Annotated in this window: 17 protein-coding genes; 11 read left to right on the top strand and 6 right to left on the bottom strand. The window is 67.8% G+C overall.

Annotation, left to right across the window (positions count from 1 at the left end; genetic code table 11):
* Window positions 1-289: 289 nt before the first annotated feature.
* Window positions 290-655: a thioredoxin gene (gene trxA / locus AC1DKN_RS16240; protein WP_230007315.1), complete on the bottom strand. Its 366-nt coding sequence runs from the start codon at window positions 653-655 to the stop codon at window positions 290-292.
* Between the two features lie 235 nt (window positions 656-890).
* On the opposite strand from trxA, the gene AC1DKN_RS16245 reads away from it, so the two are divergent.
* The 4 genes from AC1DKN_RS16245 (at window position 891) to AC1DKN_RS16260 (ending at window position 3702) form a co-directional block, all read left to right on the top strand.
* A complete protein-coding gene (locus AC1DKN_RS16245) occupies window positions 891-1193 on the top strand; it encodes a rhodanese-like domain-containing protein (RefSeq protein ID WP_476851646.1) in 303 nt (100 codons plus the stop codon).
* Window positions 1194-1349: 156 nt separating this feature from the next.
* Entirely contained in the window at window positions 1350-1958 is a 609-nt protein-coding gene (locus tag AC1DKN_RS16250; RefSeq protein WP_476851645.1) for a rhodanese-like domain-containing protein, read from the top strand.
* Window positions 1955-2719, top strand: a complete 765-nt coding sequence (locus tag AC1DKN_RS16255) for a sulfite exporter TauE/SafE family protein (protein ID WP_476871875.1) — start codon at window positions 1955-1957, stop codon at window positions 2717-2719. The genes AC1DKN_RS16250 and AC1DKN_RS16255 overlap by 4 nt, the downstream gene beginning before the upstream one ends.
* A 539-nt stretch (window positions 2720-3258) precedes the next feature.
* Window positions 3259-3702 (top strand): universal stress protein, encoded by a 444-nt coding sequence (locus AC1DKN_RS16260; protein WP_476871876.1) that lies wholly within the window; start codon window positions 3259-3261, stop codon window positions 3700-3702.
* Here the strand turns inward: AC1DKN_RS16260 and AC1DKN_RS16265 are convergent.
* Entirely contained in the window at window positions 3699-5003 is a 1305-nt protein-coding gene (locus AC1DKN_RS16265) for an MFS transporter (RefSeq protein WP_476871877.1), read from the bottom strand. The genes AC1DKN_RS16260 and AC1DKN_RS16265 overlap by 4 nt on opposite strands.
* 96 nt (window positions 5004-5099) lie before the next feature.
* Complete coding sequence (locus AC1DKN_RS16270; RefSeq protein ID WP_476871878.1) at window positions 5100-6509, bottom strand: MBL fold metallo-hydrolase; 1410 nt, start codon at window positions 6507-6509, stop codon at window positions 5100-5102.
* 189 nt (window positions 6510-6698) lie between these two features.
* Between AC1DKN_RS16270 and AC1DKN_RS16275 the strand changes: the two genes are divergently transcribed.
* The 3 genes from AC1DKN_RS16275 to AC1DKN_RS16285 all read left to right on the top strand — a co-directional run bounded on the left by AC1DKN_RS16275 (window position 6699) and on the right by AC1DKN_RS16285 (window position 9368).
* A complete protein-coding gene (locus AC1DKN_RS16275; protein WP_476851641.1) occupies window positions 6699-6956 on the top strand; it encodes a metal-sensitive transcriptional regulator in 258 nt (85 codons plus the stop codon).
* Window positions 6957-6984: 28 nt separating this feature from the next.
* Window positions 6985-7410 carry a DUF302 domain-containing protein gene (locus AC1DKN_RS16280; protein ID WP_476871879.1) on the top strand — a complete coding sequence of 142 codons (426 nt, stop codon included), beginning with the start codon at window positions 6985-6987 and terminating at the stop codon, window positions 7408-7410.
* Window positions 7411-7637: 227 nt separating this feature from the next.
* Window positions 7638-9368, top strand: a complete 1731-nt coding sequence (locus AC1DKN_RS16285; RefSeq protein ID WP_476871880.1) for a SulP family inorganic anion transporter — start codon at window positions 7638-7640, stop codon at window positions 9366-9368.
* Window positions 9369-9395: 27 nt separating this feature from the next.
* On the opposite strand, the gene AC1DKN_RS16290 is transcribed toward AC1DKN_RS16285, so the two are convergent.
* Window positions 9396-10223, bottom strand: a complete 828-nt coding sequence (locus AC1DKN_RS16290; protein WP_476871881.1) for a CPBP family glutamic-type intramembrane protease — start codon at window positions 10221-10223, stop codon at window positions 9396-9398.
* Between the two features lie 345 nt (window positions 10224-10568).
* Between AC1DKN_RS16290 and AC1DKN_RS16295 the strand changes: the two genes are divergently transcribed.
* Together AC1DKN_RS16295 and AC1DKN_RS16300 are read left to right on the top strand one after the other, a co-directional pair.
* Window positions 10569-11486 carry a pullulanase X25 domain-containing protein gene (locus tag AC1DKN_RS16295; protein WP_476871882.1) on the top strand — a complete coding sequence of 306 codons (918 nt, stop codon included), beginning with the start codon at window positions 10569-10571 and terminating at the stop codon, window positions 11484-11486.
* A gap of 200 nt (window positions 11487-11686) precedes the next feature.
* Complete coding sequence (locus AC1DKN_RS16300; protein WP_476871883.1) at window positions 11687-12484, top strand: alpha/beta fold hydrolase; 798 nt, start codon at window positions 11687-11689, stop codon at window positions 12482-12484.
* Window positions 12485-12788: 304 nt separating this feature from the next.
* Here AC1DKN_RS16300 and AC1DKN_RS16305 read toward each other — a convergent pair whose 3' ends face one another.
* On the bottom strand, window positions 12789-14663 hold the full coding sequence (locus AC1DKN_RS16305) for an alpha-glucosidase (RefSeq protein ID WP_476871884.1): 1875 nt from the start codon (window positions 14661-14663) through the stop codon (window positions 12789-12791).
* 147 nt (window positions 14664-14810) lie between these two features.
* Window positions 14811-16058 carry a mechanosensitive ion channel family protein gene (locus AC1DKN_RS16310; protein ID WP_476871885.1) on the bottom strand — a complete coding sequence of 416 codons (1248 nt, stop codon included), beginning with the start codon at window positions 16056-16058 and terminating at the stop codon, window positions 14811-14813.
* Between the two features lie 218 nt (window positions 16059-16276).
* Here AC1DKN_RS16310 and AC1DKN_RS16315 point away from each other — a divergent pair, with 218 nt between their 5' ends.
* Both AC1DKN_RS16315 and AC1DKN_RS16320 read left to right on the top strand, forming a co-directional pair.
* A complete protein-coding gene (locus tag AC1DKN_RS16315) occupies window positions 16277-17068 on the top strand; it encodes a hypothetical protein (RefSeq protein ID WP_476871886.1) in 792 nt (263 codons plus the stop codon).
* A gap of 15 nt (window positions 17069-17083) precedes the next feature.
* Complete coding sequence (locus AC1DKN_RS16320; protein WP_476871887.1) at window positions 17084-18022, top strand: hypothetical protein; 939 nt, start codon at window positions 17084-17086, stop codon at window positions 18020-18022.
* Window positions 18023-18028: the final 6 nt, after the last annotated feature.

Consider the following 18028-nt stretch of genomic DNA (forward strand, 5'->3'; position numbering starts at 1 on the left):
CGGGAACGGTGGGACGCCCTGTCCGGCACCTGGTCCGGCGCATGTTCAGCGGCGGGCCGGCGCGCAGTGGGCAGACCGCAACTTTAGGCCCATCGGCCCGGGGACACAACGGGAGGTCTGCTTTGGCTCGGTGCTCCCTGGCTCGCGTAATGCCGGTCCGGCCCGGGAGCGAAAACGGCGTATGCCATCGGACCCAGCCAGAACGGCTGCAGACCTCCAGACCCGCGGAGCGTCAGTATGAGCATGCGACGGCGATCGCCCAGGCAATGGCTGGGGGGCCGCTTGATCCCTACGACGCCGGGGCGGCTGCCATTTTCGCCCGGACCTCGTCCATGTCCAGGTCCTTGATGGCGGTGATGAGCTGTTCCAGCCCGGCCGCGTTCATTGCCCCGGGCTGCGAGAAGACGAGGATCCCGTCCCTAAAGGCCATCAGGGTGGGGATGGAGGTGATGCGGGCGGCGGCGGAGAGGCCGGGCTCGGCCTCCGTGTCCACCTTCGCGAAGACGACGTCCGTGTGGTTGTCGGACGCCTTGCTGAACGTGGGGGCGAACATCCGGCACGGGCCGCACCAGGCTGCCCAAAAGTCCACCAGCACGATGCCGTTGCCGGTGATGGTGTCGTTGAAGGTTTTCTCGGAAATGTCGATGGTTGCCATGGCAAAATACTATACCCCCGGGGGTATATCAGCAAGCGCGGCACCGGGTTTGCATTTATACCCCAGGGGGTATCATGATGGAGAGGGAAAGATGGCCGCCCGGGAGGATATCCGCACACTTTTCCTGCGCCTGACCTACGCCGGCGCTGGTCTTTCCCGGGCAACCCCTGGTCCCGCATTCTGCCGCTCAACATTTTTCCGCTCAACAGGCCAGTCCTACCGAAAGGTCCAGCACATGGAAATCACCCCGCAGCAGCTCGCGGAACAGCTCAAGACCGGCAGCGATGCCCAGATCGTGGATGTGCGCGAACCCGCTGAAATCGCCGAAGGCATGATCCCCGGTGCCACGCACATTGCCCTGGGCGAACTGGCCGGCCGCCTCAGCGACCTGGACAAGTCCCGTCCGGTCATCGCCGTGTGCCGCAGCGGACGCCGCAGTGCGGCAGCGGCTGACCAGCTGGCGGCCGCAGGCTACACGGCTTACACCGTGCCCGGCGGAATGCTTGATTGGACTGCCGCGGGATTCCCGACCGCCTGACCCCACCAGACTGCCCGGGCGGCACGCCCCCAAGCGCCGCCCGGGCTTCCATTTGCCCGGACCGTGTCCCTGACGTGGCGAACCGGGCGGTGGAGGGCGGCTTTGCGTAGTAGCGGGCCGCCACAAGAAATGCTCCAAGAAATACCGAAAGAGATCATGAATTCCTTGAATACGACCACCCCTGTTCTTAGCGCTCCCAAGTCAATCGATGCCTCGACCCTGAAGGCCTGGGAAGATAACCACGACGATCTCATGGTCATTGATGTGCGCAGCGGCGCAGAGTTCGATGCCATGCACATCAATGGCTCGTACCATGTGCCGCTGTCCATGCTCAGCGAACACGCGGAAGAATTCGCGGCAAAAATGGGTACCCGCGTGGTCCTCGTCTGCCAATCCGGTAACCGGGCCGAGCAGGCCCGCAAGCACCTGGACGCCGTAGGCCTGGCCAGTGCCAGCGTTCTGTCTGGCGGGGTCCCCGCCTACGCGGCCGCCGGCGGGAACGTCGTCCGCGGCCGTGGCACCTGGGCCCTGGAACGCCAGGTCCGGATGACCGCCGGCTCCCTTGTCCTTGCCGGCATGCTCGGCAGCAAGTTCATCTCGCCCAAACTAGGCCTAATTGCCGGCGGCATCGGTGCCGGCCTGACGTTCTCCGCGGCCACTAACAGCTGTGCCATGGGTCAGATGCTCTCCAAGATGCCGTGGAACCGCTCCGCGAACGAGCCCACCGCGCACCAGGCCCTGAAGAGCCTGGACGCGAAGGCATGATCATTTCCGCGGCGGCGTTCGGGCTGATCGTCGGTGGCCTGCTGGGCCTGGTCGGAGGCGGCGGATCCATCCTCGCCGTGCCCGCCCTGGTCTATGGCGTGGGGCTGCCGCTTGCGGCGGCGATCCCGACGTCGCTGGTCGTCGTCGGCGCATCCTCCGCCGTCGCGGTGCTGCCCCGGCTGCGGAACGGGGTGAACTGGAGACTGGCGCTGATCATCGGCGCCGCAGGCACCGTGACGGCCTACCTCGGCGCGATGGTCAACAGGTTGCTGGACCCGAAGGTCCTGCTGCTGGCTTTTGCCGCGATCATGGTCTTCGCCGGCATCCGGATGCTGATGCCGTCGACATCCGTCGGCGGCGCCTGCGCGCTGCCCGGCGGCGGCGTCAACTGGCGCAGCTGCCTGCCCAAGGCGATCGCCACCGGCGCCGTCGTCGGGTTCCTGACCGGTCTACTCGGCGTCGGGGGCGGCTTCCTGATCGTCCCGGCACTCACCCTGGCTCTCGGACTCCCGATGGCGCTGACTGTTGGAACTTCCCTCGTGATCATCGTGATCAACTCGGCCGCCGGCTTCGCCGCCCACGTGGGTGATCTGCAGATCGACTGGGCCGTCACGGCGGCCTTCGCCGTCACTGCGATGGCCGCCTCACTCGCGGCAGGGCGGATCGGCACCGGCATCCCGGACAGGGTCCTCAAGCGTGGCTTTGGAATCCTGGTGCTGGTGATCGCCGCCTACGTCGCTGTGCAGGCGCTCCTGTCCTGAGGGGCGCCAGGGAACGTGAAAAAAGGCGCCGGAGGACATGTCCTCCGGCGCTTTCCCTTCCTCAACGCCTGTGCTTGGGCGCCGGCAGGGTCCACCTACCGCCCGAACAGCTTCGCGAAGAAGCCCTTGCCCGTCGACTTTTCCTGCTCGTGCCCGCGGCAACGCTGGGAGCTCGGAACCCCGCGCATGACCTGGTCGACGTGCTGGCCGCAGCCTGCCCATGTGGTCTTCTGGCATTTCTTACATGTCACCGCACGGCACATCTGGTTGCTCCCTTGCATAAGTGGATAGTCTCATCAGTATACCCCCTAGGGTATTTTTGCGGATGAAGACTTCACCGCGAGATAGAGCGGCAGCCCCGCGGGCCGGCGCCAAGGCAGCCTTCGAGGGAGTGTTTTGAGGCCGCCAACGGTCTGGGCGCAGCATCGCCACCGCGTCCGGCTCCAGCCGGGTTATCCCCTTGATTCCACTGCGCAGCGGGAGGATCGTGGGCCGTGCGGCACGACGTTGTGCCAGGCAGACGCGTGGCGGGAGGCTCGATGGCGGCAGAGGCGGTCTTCCGGGTTGTTGTTGGGGTCGACGGGTCGGACTCGTCACTGGCAGCTCTGGAATGGGCCCTTCAGGAAGCCCGGCTGAGAGCCGGGCAGGTTCACGTTGTCACAGCATGGCACTACCCCCTCCTCGGGGATGCCGCTGGCAAGGCTGAGGACCATGAAGCCTTCGGCGACAACGCCCGGAATGTGCACGCTGATGCGCTGCGGCGGGCACCCGGGTCCGGTGTTGCGGTCACCGGTGAAGTGAAGGAGGGGCATACCGCGGAGGTGCTCCTGAAGGCTGCGGCCGGGGCCGATCTCCTGGTGGTCGGATCGCGGGGTCGTGGCGGCTTCGCCGAAATGCGACTGGGGTCGGTATCGAGCCATGCGGTGCACCATGCCCATTGTCCTGTGCTGGTGGTCCGTACCGGTGCCAGGGCGGTTCCTTAGATTGCAGGTTTGTGGTCGGTGCCGCGCATCCGGACGGCCACGAGGATTCCCGACAACGCGGTGAGGGCCGCGACGACGGCGACGGCAGCGGGGATGCCGTAGGCGTCCGCGAGAATGCCGGAGAGCAGGGCGCCGACGGCGAAGCCGCCGTCGCGCCAGAGCCGGTAGATTCCCACCGAGCGTGCGCGCCACTGCGGATGGGCGACGTCGCCGATGGCGGCGAGCAGGGTGGGGTAGACCATGGCTGTTCCGAGACCGAGGAGAGCGGCGGCGGCGAACCAGACCCCGAAGCCGGTGCCGAGGGCAACGATGCCGAGCGCTACGGCCTGGACTAGCATGCCCCCGACGATCAGCCATTTACGGCCGTATTTGTCCGACATGGCTCCGGTGACGAGCTGCGCGGCGCCCCAGACGGCAGGGTAGACCGCGGCCAGGATGCCGATCTTCTCGATGCTCAGCCCGGCGGCGGCAAAAAGGAGCGGAAACAGGCCCCAGGCGAGGCCGTCGTTGAGGTTGTTGACCATGCCGGCCTGGCTGACCGAGGACAGGGACTTGTCCCGGAAACTGGTGAGGGTAAAGATCTCCCGGTTGCTTAGTTCCCCGTGGGCGGCCGCGTGGGCGGCCGTGTGGTTGGCGGCCTCCACTCTGGCGTAGCCCTGGGTTTCCTTCACGGCCAGAACGGACAGGCCCAGTCCCAGGGCGATGTAGGCGGCGCCGAGCAGGAACGGCCCAGGGCGGAGCCCGTAGTTGGTGGCGATGTAGCCGGTGGCCAGGGCGGTCCCGGCGACGCCGAGGTAGCCGGCAGCCTCGTTCAGGCCCATCGCCAGGCCGCGGCGTGACGGGCCGACGAGGTCCATCTTCATGACCACAGTCGTGGACCAGGTGAGGCCCTGGCTGATGCCGAGGATCACGTTGGCGGCAACGATCCAGCCCCAGGAGGTTCCGAAGATCAGCAGTAGCGGCACGGGGATGGCGATGAGCCAGCCGGTCACAAGGACGGGTTTTCGGCCGTAACGGTCCGAGAGCGTGCCGGCGAAGTAATTGGTGCCGGCCTTGGCGAGTCCGAAGGCCACGATATAGGTCAGGGCGGACGTGTAGAGGTCAAGGTGGAAGACCTGGTCCGCCAGCAGCGGCAGCACGGTGCGTTCCTGGCCGAGGGTGCCGCCAACGAGGGCATTGACGGCGACCAGGAGTATGAACTGGGCCAGGTTCTGACGCAGGCCCAGGGTGATGCCGGTGCGCTGTGGGCGTTCCCGCCGGACTGCGCGGCCCTGCGGTGACGGGGTGTTGCCGGGCGTCATCTCTGAACTCCAGTTGTCCGGGACATGCGTCGACGGCGGCCGGGTGTCCCGGCCGCCGCCAACGCTGTCAATTAATTACTTCGGGTCGTGCCGCGATCAGTTGCTGGAAACAGATTCCCGAGCCTGCTGCCAGGCGGCCCATCCGGCGTAGCTGCCGTCGAGCTCGACGACGTCGTAGCCGGCCCGGCGCAGGGCGCTGGCCGCGACGGAGTTCCGGACCCCGCTCTGGCAGTAGGACACGATGGTGCCTTCGGAGGGGAGCTGGTCCAGGTTCCACATCACGCGGCCGCCGCTGAGCTGGTGGGAGCCGGGGATGTGTCCTGCGGCGTGTTCGGTGCGGTTGCGGACGTCCAGGACCATCGCGGCCTCAAAGCCACCCAGTTCTTCAGGCTGGATGAGCTTGGGGGTGCTGGCGGGCAGGCCTTCGAGGCCTGTGACGTAGCCGGCGACGTCGTCGATGCCGACGCGGACCAGGTGGTCCCACATTTCCTGCGCGGCGGCCTGGCTGGGGGCCAGGAGTACGAGCGGGTTCTTGTCGGTTTCGGGGTTGACCACCCAGGCGCCGAAACTGGCGGTGGACTTGCCGGAGGGGATGTTCAGGGCACCGGTGACGGTGCCTTCGTGGACTTCGGCGTTCGAGCGGGTGTCCACGAACGTCATGGCGTCGGCGGCGAGGCCCTGGGCAACAGTTTCGGTGGCGAGTTCGCTCAGGGGGGCGCGTTCGCCCATCACTGCCGGGCCCTCCCGGTTCTCGCGCTTCATCCGGCCGAAGTAGGCATGCGCATCGGGCTGGCCGTCGAGGAGCTCGGCGATGAAGCCCTCCTCGTCGTTGGCGGCCAGGTAGGGTCCCCACCAGGCGCAGAGCCGTTCGTAGCCGACCGTGCTGGAGGGGATGGCGCCGAGGGCCTTGCCGCAGGCGCTGCCGGCCCCGTGGCCGGGGTGCACCTGGACGTGGTCGGGCAGGGTCAGGAACTTATCGCGCAGGCTGGCGAACAGCTGCTTGGCGCCGGCGAAGCGGGTGTCGATGCCGCCCGCGGCCTCGTCCAGCAGGTCCGGGCGCCCCAGGTCCCCGGAGAAGACAAAGTCACCGGAGAGCAGATAGCCGGGGGTGTCGGCGAACGCGCCGTCGGTGATCAGAAAGGACAGGTGTTCCGGGGTGTGGCCCGGGGTGTGCAGGGCCTTGACGGTGATGTTGCCCAGGGTGATCACGTCGTCGTCGTTGAGGCGTTCGGCCTGGAAGCCGTACTGCCAGTCGTCCCCGCCCTCGCCGGAGACGTAGGCGGTGGCGCCGGTCGCGGCGGCGAGCTCGCGGGTGCCGGAGAGGAAGTCCGCGTGGATGTGGGTCTCGGTGACGGCCACGATCTTCATCCCGTTGGCCGCGGCCAGGGAGCGGTACACGGCGATGTCGCGGCGCGGGTCAACAACGACCGCCTCACCCTTGGCCTGGCAGCCAATGAAATAGCTGGCCTGGGCGAGGTCTTCGTCGTAAATACGCTCGATAAGCATGGGGCTCTCTTTCGCTGGGCGGGGGAGTTTCCGGGAGGGGATTCTCCGTCGGTCTACCCACAACGATAATACCCCTGGGGGTATCTTGCAACCGGCATGCGGCAGGCTGGCTGCCGGCTTCCCACTGCTGGCCGTTATACCCGCCGGGGTATACAATTGGCAAAGTACCGCCCACCTTTGGAGCCCGCCATGGAACTTGATTCGACCGAACTCACCCCGATCATCAACCGGCTCAAGCGCGCCCAGGGACAGCTCGCCGGCGTCACGCGCATGCTCGAGGAAGGGAAGGACTGCAAGGACATCGTCACCCAGCTCGCCGCTGTCTCGAAGGCTTTGGACCGGGCAGGCTTCGCCATCATCGCGACCGGCCTCGAGCAGTGCCTTCTCCGCGGGGACACGAGCATGGATACCAAGGATCTGGAAAAGCTCTTCCTGTCCCTTGCCTGATGCCGCCACTATTACCGCAGGAGCAGCCATGAGCTATACGCATACCGTCACGGTCCCGCTGACCTGGGAAGAGGCTGTACAGCGCACCCGCGAGGCCCTCGCCGGACAAGGCTTCGGCATTCTCTCGGAGATCGACGTCCGAGCCACGTTTGAGGCCAAACTCGGCGCCGGTGCCGCCGAGGAGCTCGGCGACTACATGATCCTGGGCGCCTGCAACCCGGCCCTGGCCAGTCGGGCACTCTCCGCAGAACCGGACATGGGCGCGCTGCTGCCCTGCAACGTCGTCGTCCGCCGGGGCAAGGACGCCGCCGAGACCACCATCCAGGCCATCGACCCGCAAACCATGGTCAAGCTCAGCAACAGCCCGGCCGTCCGCGACGTCGCCAACGACGCCGACACCCGGCTCCGCGCCGCCCTGCACACACTCAGCGGCGCAGAAATCCCGGGGAACTGAAGCACCCGACGCCTCGACGGCATCAAGATGCCCGACCGGGCCGCCGGCCGGTGCTGAGGCATCAACACTACCGTTTGGATGTCAGCCTCTGGAGTTGTTCCGGGGGGACCCGAGGGTAGATGAGTTGTGCGTGCACGCCCGCGTTGTCAGTAGACGCCGCCACGGCTGGCCCCGGCTCACCCTTGCCGGGGGATGCGCGGGGCGGGGGCGGGCGGCAGAGTGCAGATATGACGAAGACCCGCGAGCGCAAGGGCTGGCTGCGCCAGGCGGCGCCCGGACTCAATGCCGTGGCTACGTACCATAAGGACTGGTTCGGCAAGGACATCGTTGCCGGGGTCGTCCTGACGACGTTGCTCGTTCCGCAGGGCATGGCCTATGCCGAGCTGGCGGGGCTGCCGCCGATCACCGGGCTGTACACCAGCATCCTCTGCCTGCTCGCCTACGCGGTCTTTGGCCCGTCCCGCATCCTGGTCCTGGGGCCCGACTCTGCCCTCGGGCCCATGATCGCCGCGACGGTCCTGCCCCTTGTCGCGTCCGACGGCGACCCGCAGAAGGCGATCGCGCTCGCGTCGATGCTTGCCCTCATGGTCGGCGCCATCATGGTCTTGGCGTCCGTGGCCAAGCTCGGCTTCATCGCCGACCTCATCTCCAAGCCGACGATGATCGGCTACATGAATGGTCTCGCGATCACCATCCTGGTGGGCCAGCTCCCGAAGCTCTTCGGGTTCAAGATCGAAAGCGAAAACTTCATTGGTGACCTGGTCGGATTCGTCGAGGGCGTGGCCAATGGCGAGACGGTGGTCGCCGCGGCGGCGGTCGGCATCGGCGGGATTGTGCTGATACTGGTTCTGCAGCGGTGGCTGCCCAAGGTCCCGGCGGTACTCGTCATGGTGGTCGCCGCGATCGCGGCCACGGCGGTCTTCGATCTGGCCGCAAAGGGCGTCTCGCTGGTCGGGGAACTCCCGCGGGGATTCCCGCCGTTCACCATTCCCCAGGTGGACTTCGCGGACCTCGGGCTGATGTTCGCCGGGGCCCTCGGTATTGCGCTGGTGTCCTTGACGGACACGATCTCGACGTCGACGGCGTTCGCCGCACGCACCGGGCAGGAAATCCGCGGCAACCAGGAGATGATCGGGATCGGTGCCGCGAACCTGGCCGCGGGCCTCTTCCAGGGCTTCCCGGTCAGCACCAGCGGATCCCGGACCGCCGTCGCTGAACGTTCCGGCTCGAAGTCGCAGCTCACGGGCGTGACGGGCGCCGTGCTGATTCTCCTCATGCTGGTGTTTTTGCCGGGGCTGTTCCGGAACCTGCCACAGCCGGCACTGGCGGCCGTGGTGATGACGGCGTCGATCTCCCTCGCCGACATTCCCGGAACGGTTCGGCTCTGGCACCAGAGGCGCACCGAGTTCTACCTGTGCATGGCCGCCTTCCTTGGGGTCGCGTTCCTGGGCGTCCTGCCCGGCATCGGCATTGCGGTGGGGCTGTCCATCCTGAACATCTTCCGCCGGGCGTGGTGGCCGTACGAGACCGTGATCGGGCGGGTGCCCGGCTATGAGGGGTTTCACGACATCCGCGTCCACCCGGATGCGAAGCACCTGCCCGGCCTGGTGATCTACCGGTGGGACGCCCCGTTGTTCTTCGCCAACGTCCGGCCGTTCCGCGACAACATCCGGCACCTGGCACGAATGGAACCCAAACCGCGGTGGATCGTCATCGCGGCCGAGCCGATCACGGACGTTGACACCACCGCCGCGGACGTCTTGCTCGATCTGGATGTCGAACTGAACGCGCAGGGTATCTCCCTGGTGTTCGCCGAGGTCAAGCACAGGACCCGGGAGAAGATCGAAAAGTACGGATTGACCCGCGAAATCGAGCCGGAGCATTTCTATCCCACCACCGAAGCAGCGGTTGCCGCCTACATGGCCCAGACCGGCGCCCAATGGAGCGCCGAAGAGTAACGGCAGGGGAGCAGACGTGGTTCCTCCTTAGCGGTGAATACGATCTGACCCGGAAGTGAGCAGCACGGAGTCGACGGCGGAGGCAGGCGCCGCACGCCAGGCACCCCGGTCCAGGACCACTGTGGTCAGGACTGCCAGGACCACGACGGCGAAGTAGATCAGTTCCGCCCGACCAGCCTCGGCGCCGGAGAAACCGAAGGAACCCACCGTAAACGTGCCCTGGGCGTCGTGGAAGAGGTATGTGAGCAGTACGCTTCCGCCAGTGCGGTTGAACAGCCACACGTAGAGGAAAGTGATGGCGAAGGTGGTGGGCAGCCCGATCAGGCTGAGCTGCCCGAACACGACCAGTGGAACGTGCCAGAGGGCCACCACAACGCCCAGGAGTGCCGCGGACCGCAGCGGCGCCCACCTCGCCTGGAGCAGCGGCAGGGCATACCCGCGGAAACCGGGTTCCTCTCCCAGAGGTCCGTCCAGCGGATTGACCAGGCGCACGGCAAAAACGGCCAGGAGCCCGGACCACGTCACCTGGGCCAGCCCCGGTGCAGGGGCGCCGAGTGCCATGTTCGCGAATCCGGTGACCAAAGCCATCAACGGCGGGAGGAAGAGGGCCACGGCGTACCAGACCCAGCCCACCCCCCACCGGATGAGCCGCCGGCCCCACGCCCGGAAGCCGGCCCTGCCCTCGGCGAGCCCAATGACCATCAGGGCCGCAGCCAGCGGACCGATCGGCAGGAATTCGAACTGCGGCATCAGCCCGGCCGCATAGAGCGGCCAGGAGCACCAGGAGATCGCGAACGCCAGGACAAAGAACGCCGGGAGGCGGTGACGCTGCAGCCAGACCTTGAAACGCGGCATGACGGCTCCTGGGGAGCAGGGACGGATACGGCTCATTGTCCGCCCGCGGGCGCCCCCGAATCCAGCAATGCCGAAACGGGCACCCTCCGCGGACCGCAGCCGGCGTTCCGCTGGCATCACGAGAACAACGCGGGGTCACTTACGGCCGGTCCGAGGCGCTTTGATGGGCCATAAGTGACCCCGCGTTGTTTTTCTACTCGCGGGTAGGGCCGAGTTGGTCCCTCGCGACCCCCGCCCGGCCCTGTCATAGTGGGTCACGACACACAGAGTTAACCGGATCCGCTCGCAAAAACTAACATTTCCTTGGCAAAATGCAGGTGGATCAATTGCTTCTAAAGGAGACCCATGGGCGCGAACACCGCGGAAAACACCAACCTTCGGCTAAAGGCCGTGCTGGATGTCCTGGCAGAGGAGGTATGGACCGGCGAGAAGCCGAACGCCGGAGCCGTACTGGGCGAGGCAATCGCACGGGTGCCCCTCAACGACCACGAACGCGAACTCCTCAGTGGCGGCATTCCCCGCGGCCACAAGACCCTGACCACCGCCACGGCCAAGCTGGTCAAGGCCGGCTGGCTGGTCAAGGGCCGCTCCGGCTGGTCCATCACCGATGACGGCCAGCGCGCCACGGTGGCTTTCGCCGAGCCTGCCGCCTTCGCTGCAGCGCTCGACGCCGGCACTCCCGTTCCGGCGGGCACGCCGCTTCCGACTGCTCCCGCGGCAAAGCCGGCGAAGCCGGAGAAGGCAGCAAAGGCAGAAGCGGCGCCGACCGCCGCGGCCGGGGAAGCGCCGTCGACCACTTCCAAGGTTGCCGGCAAGGCTGCCAAGCTCATCGAGGAGGCCGTGGCCCCCGTGGCCAAGGCGGTGCGCAAGCGCAAGCCCGCAGCGAAGGCCGCACAGCCTGCGGCAGCAGCGTCGGCAGAAGCGCCGGCGGCGGCGGCCTCTGCTGTCAGCGTCGACACCATCGAACAGCCGGACGCCGTCGCGGTTGCCGGCGACTTCAGCATTCTGCTGGGCGCGCCCGCCAACTGGGCGCCGCAGTACGACGAAGTCCAGATGGAACTGGACCAGGTGGATCAGCTCTGGAAGATTGCCGCGGACATTCCTGCCGGCTTCTACTCCTTCAAGATCGCCCTCAACCGGTCCTGGGACGAAAACTACGGTGCATTTGGCGTCTTCGACGGACCCAACCACGAAGTCCACCACGGCGGCGGCCTCCTGGTCATCCAGTACGATCACCGCACCCGGGACATCGTCCAGCCGTAGCACCGACGCGCAACCGTCCTGCCGACGAGCAAATGACCCTGCGACACCCGAAATCGGGTGTTCGCAGGGTCATTTGCGCGCCGCGGGCGGGTTTGGCATCCTGAGCCTGCCCCGCCTGACCCTGCCCCCTGAGTCCGCCAAGCCTGGGTCTGCCCTGCCTGACCCTGCCGAGCGGCGGCGGCCCGGCCTAGCATTGCCTCATGGAGACCGTCGAGGTTGCGGGCCTGCGCATCCGGTACCGGCGTGCGGGCCAGGGTCCGCCGCTGGTCCTGCTGCACGGCGCCTACGAAGACAGCCGCATCTGGCGGCGGCAGCTCGAGGATTTGTCGGCTGACTTCACGGTTTTCGCCTGGGATGCACCGGGGTGCGGCGGCTCGGACGATCCGCCGCCGGACTTCACCGGACAGGACCTGGGCGGCGCCCTGGCAGGTTTTCTGCGGGAAGCGGTTCCTGGCCGGCCGCACGTCCTCGGGCTGTCCATGGGCTCCGGCATTGCACTGGAGCTCTACCGGGCACACCCGTCAGTGCCCGCGTCGCTGCTGCTGGTCTCGGCGTACGCCGGTTGGGCCGGATCTTTGCCGCCCGAGGAAGTCGAGCGCCGCTATGCGCAGGTGCTCGCCGAACTCGATCAGCCGGCGGAACAATTCATCCCCGTATGGCTGCCCACGCTGTTCACGGACCACGCTGATCCGGCGGCGGTGCAGGAAACCAGCGCCATCATGGCCGACTTCCACCCGGGCGGCATGCGGGCACTGCTGAACGCGAACGCCCACGCCGACTACCGCGACGTGCTGCCCACCATCGCGGTGCCCAGCCTGCTGCTGTACGGCACGGACGACGTCCGCTCGCCGCAGAGCGTGGCCCGCGAGATGAACCGGCGGATCCCTGGCTCGACGCTGGTGATGATTCCCGACGTCGGGCACATGGCGGCCGTCGAAGCGCCGGCTGCCTTCAACGCGGAGGTGCGCCGGTTCCTGCACGGACTCTCCGCGCGGTGACGCCCGCTAGAACCGGGTCGGGTCCGGCCGCGGCGGCACCGGGCCAGGATCCGGAATCGGGAGGGGGCCGGGCGGCGTCGGGAACGGCCCCGGTTCCGGTGACGGCGTGGGCGCGGGGCCGGGTACCGGCTCGGGCCCCGGAACAGGCGGCGGCGTGACCGGACCGGGTTCCGGCGGAAACGGGTCTCCGGGCTCCGGCGGCGGCGTCGTGGGGCCGGGTTCTGGCGGAAACGGATCGGGCCCGGGAGTTGGTGGAATAGTCATGAGTGGCTTCCTTTCGTGGGCTGGCGTTCAGGATCGTCGATCAGGCGCCGCGGCGCCGGCGCAACACCTGCAGTTCCCAGGGCCGCAGGCGCACCGCGCCCGCGGAAAGGCCCTCCCGCCCCGCACCCGCGGCGGAACCCGCGGCAGAGCCGCCGTCGGACGCGTCGGCGTCGGCCGGATAGTTGCCCAGGACCAGCTCCGCGTCACCCCAGGCCTCGTCCCCGAGGTCCGCGTCGCGCACCTCGCCGGAGAAGTTGCCCAGCACCAGCAGCTCCGGAATCCCGGCGCCGTCCGACTGACTGTCTGAGGGACTGCCGGAGGAAACATCTGAACCGGTCAGGGCCCGGGTGAACGCATAGACGTGCGGGTCATCCGGCAGCAGCATGGTGAAGTTCCCGTGCGAGACCACCGGTTCCGCATGCCGCAGCGCTATCACCTGGCGGTAGAAGCTGTAGACCGACTCCGGATCATCCACCTGGGCGGCGGCGTTGATGTGGTTGGCATTCGGGTTCACCGCGATCCAGGGTGCCCCGGTGGTGAAGCCGGCATGCCGGGAGGCGTCCCACTGGACCGGGGTCCGCGCGTTGTCCCGGTTCAGCGGCGCGAGGGCGGCGAGGACCTCTGCGTCGGTGTGGCCCAGGTGCGTGGTGGCTTCGCGGTGGTGGTTGAGGACCTCGATGTCGCGGTAATCGCTGATCGCGCCGAACGTCATGTTGGTCATGCCCAGTTCTTCACCCTGGTAGACGTAGGGCGTGCCGCGGTGCAGGTGCAGGACGCCGGCCAGCATTTTGGCGGAGAGCTCGCGGTATCGGGGGCTGTCGTCGCCGAAGCGGGACACGGCCCGGGCCTGGTCGTGGTTGCCCCAGTACAGGCTGTTCCAGCCCGTCTCGGCCAGCCCGTCCTGCCAGCGGCCCAGGGTCCGCTTCAGCTCGGTGAGCAGGAGCTTCTTGGGCCGCCACTTGTCGCCGTCCTCCTGGTCCAGCGCCACGTGCTCGAACTGGAACACCATGTCCACCTCGGCCCGGGCTGGGTCGGTGTACAGGATGGCGTCGTCCACGGTCACGCCGGGCATTTCGCCGACGGTGAGCAGTTCACCGGTGCGCTTCGCGAAGACTTCCCGGTGCATCTCCTGCAGGAACTCGTGCATGCGGGGGCCGTCGATGTAGAACGGGGAGCCGTCACCAAAGAGCTTGCCGTCGGCCACCGGGCCGTCCGGGAGCGAGGTGTCCTTGGAGATGAAGTTGATGACGTCCATCCGGAACCCGTCCACGCCCCGGTCCAGCCACCAGTTCATCATCTCGTAGACCGCCGCGCGGACCTCCGGATTCTCCCAATTCAGGTCCGGCTGCTTCTTCGAAAAGATGTGCAGGTAGTACTCCCCGGTGGCCTGGTCGAACTCCCACGCGGGCCCGGAGAACGCCGAGCCCCAGTTGGTCGGCTCCGCCGCCTTGCGCCGCGGGGAGGCGCCGGCGTCGACGTCCCGCGGCGGCCGCCACCAGTACCAGTCGCGCTTCGGGTTCTCCTTCGAGGACCGGGATTCCACGAACCACGGGTGCTCGTCCGAGGTGTGGTTGACCACCAGGTCCATCACCAGCTTCATGCCGCGCGCGTGCAGCCCGTCGGTCAGTTCCCGGAGCTCCTCGAGGGTACCGAACAGCGGGTCCACGTTCCGGTAGTCGCTGATGTCATAGCCGTTGTCGTCCTGCGGGGAGGTGTAGATCGGGGAGAGCCAGACGACGTCGACCCCCAGCCGCTGGAGGTAGTCCAGCCTGCCGATGATTCCGCGGAGGTCGCCGATGCCGTCGCCGTTGGAGTCGGCAAAGCTGCGCGGATAGATCTGATAGACGACGGCGCGTTGGAACCAGTCGCCGGCAGTCGCCTTGGGTGTTTCCGTGGGGGCTTCTTCGACCGTCATGGGGACTCCTCAGCTGGTCCGGCAGACAAGGGGGCAGCGCGTTGCTGACCCGCCAACGTCTGATTATTGACCAGTTGGCGGGGGCTGGGAAGACCTGCCCGGTCCGGCTGTGCTGTCGTGCTGTCCAGGCGCGGCCGCCCGGCCCGGCTAGTTCTGCGAGGCGATGGCGTTGTCGCGGTCCTCGAAGACGTCCTCGCCCGGTCCGGAGAAGGCCTTGGAGCGCTGGATCGCCTCGATGGATCCGGTGAACAGCTGGGAGTCGTGGGGATCCGGGTGCCGGTGGTGCTCGGCCGTAGCCTTGCCGGGGCGCTTGGAGCCCGTGACGGCGTCGGACGCGTTGCCCGAAGTGGACGCCACCAGCGCCGACGGCAGCGATTCGAGGCGGACGTGGGGGAGCGCCGTCGGGTGGTCCTGCTGCAGGAACAGCACCAGTTCCTCGCGGATCAGGCAGCGGAGGTCGAACAGGGAGGCGCTGTCCGCGGCGCTGACCAGGATGCGCACGCGGACAAAGCCGGCGGTGGCGTCCGTGATCTGCAGGATCCCCACACGCTTGTCCCACAACGGCGTATCGGCCAGGACCTTCTTCAGCTCGCCGCGCATTGCCTCGACGGGAGCGCGCCAGTCGAGGTCGAACTCCACGGTGCCCATCACCTCGGACTGCCGCCGGGTCCAGTTCTCGAAGGGGGTGGTGGTGAAGTACGTCGAGGGCAGGATCAGCCGGCGGTCGTCCCAGATGTGGACCACCACGTAGGTCAGGGTGATCTCCTCGATCCGGCCCCATTCCTTCTGGACCACCACCACGTCGTCCACCCGGATCGCGTCCGTGAAGGCGAGTTGGATGCCGGCGAAGACGTTGACCAGCGAGGTCTGCGCGGCGAGGCCCGCGACAATCGAGATCACGCCTGCGGAAGCCAGGAGCCCGGCGCCGAGCGCCTGGATCGCGGGGAACGTCAGCATCATGCTGCCCAGGGCCACCACCGCAATCAGTGCGACGCCGATCCGCCGGGCCAGGATCACCTGGGTGCGCAGCCGCCGGGCGCGCCGGTTGTCCGCGACATCCACCCGGTACCGGGTCAGCACCATGGCCTCGATGATGAGCAGCATGGCGATGGCCAGCCAGGCCAGCGAACCGATGAGCGCAATCAGCAGCAAATGGTCCAGGCCGTGGCGCCATTCAAGATCCCCGCCGCTCGTGGCGAGCGCGATCCGGACGGCGATCAGGCACAGCGACAAGCGCAACGGCAGCCGGGCCACGCGGGAGGTCTCGCGCAGTTCGGGCTTGCTGCGGTTGAGCCGGAGCACAATCTTGCGCACCAGCCAGGACAGGACGAGCCCGGCAACCACGGCGAGGGCCATGGCCAGGAACGGCATTGCTTGGGTGAGGAACTCTTGCATTACTTAAGCTCTAGCAAGCATCCACGGGCAACTGAAATCGCCGGGATGTCAACGTGGGTCTCCTCACGCCGCTGCAGGAGCCGGCGGGCACGGCAAGTCTTCGGCAGGTTCCGGCGCGGACCATCGCAGTCCAGCGCAGTCCGGCCGCGGGCCCGGACAGAGTTCGGCCCGCCACTCCGGGACTTTTGCCTCTTGATTTTGCCGACGGACGCTCCACAATGGTCGAACCACTTGAATCCCAGGGGGAGGGTGACATGCGTCGACTCGCGGCGTTCGGCACGGCAGCGTCGGCCGGTTTCTTGGTTGCGGCGCTGCTGGGCGCCTGCGGTGCGCCCGCGGGCCCGGGGCCGACGTCGCCGTCGATGCCCACCGTGCCGCCGCTGACGTCCGCGCCGGCCAGCAGCGGCGCCGTCGATGTCCCGCCGACCGAGCCGCCGTCGGCGCCGGGCACTCCGGCGCCGACGGCGGCGGATTGGCAGAGCCTCAAGACCCCGGACGGGAAGCTCGAGTTCGATCACCCCGCCGAGTGGACCGTCAAGGACCGCGGCGCCGAGGCGGCACCCGGCGGCGTGTTCCTGGAGGTCCTGAACGCGGGCGGCAAGTCGCTGGCCACCTTGAAGACCAACGTCGCCCCGGGTGCGGAATGCACGCAGCGGATCCCCTACCAGGTGCTCGATCTGGTGCAGGTTCCGGCCCTGGCCCAGCAGGGCGTCACGCCGCACTTCATCTTTGAGTTGCGGCTGTATCCGGCCGAGAAGGACCCCACGAAGGCCAACGTCATGGCCTACGGCATCAGTTCCGCGCCCAAGCCGTCCGGGCCCGATGCCTGTCCGATTTTCCAGTTCTTCACCTGGCCGCCCAGCGGAGCGTCGTTCGGGGGCGTCTATAACCCCTTCGACACCACCCCGGGCAACGAGCCCTTTGTCGACACCCCGGAGGCCTATCTGGAGACCTCCGAATACCAGGACATCAGGAAGATGATCACCTCGCTGCGCCCGGCGGGGCAGTAGGGCCGGCCCGGGCTCATGGCGAGGCGACGGCTCACAGCGGCTGCGGTTCCGGCTCCGTTTGTTTCGGCGCTGGTGTTCGCGGCCCTGCTGCTGGCCGGCTGCGGCTCACCGGCGGCGCCCCCTGTGACATCCGGCGCTGCGCCGGAGGCAACGTCCGCAGGTCCGCCTGCCGGAGGCACCCAGCCGGGAAATGACCAGCCGGGAAACACCCAGTCGGGAGACTCTTCGCAGGGGACACAGGGAACCACGCCGTCGGAGTCAGCCACGGACACAGCATCGGGAACGGCTCCGGGGAGCACCGCGGCGGCAACCCCGACGACGTCGGCCCTCCCGCCGTCGTCGTCCGGCTGGAAGACGTTCACGACGTCAGACGGGACGCTGAGTTTCGACTACCCCGCCGCGTGGGAGATCCGGGACCCTGCGGGGGAGGCGCCGCTGGGCGGTGAGTTCGTGGACGTCGTGAACGCCGCCGGGAAGCAGATGGCCGCGCTGCGCACGAACATCGTCACGGGCGCCGAATGCGGCGATCAACAGCCCTACTTGCTCATCGACTCTCAGCCGATGCAGTCGCTCGCCGAACCCGGTGCGGCGGACCAGAGCCCGCCGCGCTACGTCTTCGAGGCCCGGGGCGACTTCGGGGCGGCGGAGGCTTCGCCGCCCACCTACGCGTCGTACGGCATCACCATGATGCCGGAGGAGACCGGGCCCACGTCGTGTCCGATGTTTCAGCTCTTCCTCTGGCCGCCCAGCGGCGCGCTGTTCGGGCAGGCGTATGACCCCGGGAAAAACACGACGCCGGGGGACCCCGGGCTGCCGTACCTGGAGAAGGCGAAGCTCTACGCCAGCACGGCGGAGTACCAGGACGTCCGGAAGATGATCACGTCATTGCGTCCGGCGGGCAACGGCGCGGCCACGGGCACGGGGACTGGCGCCGTGACGGAACCGGCGAAGTAGCTGCGT

Source organism: Arthrobacter sp. 01N444, from assembly GCF_056399305.1.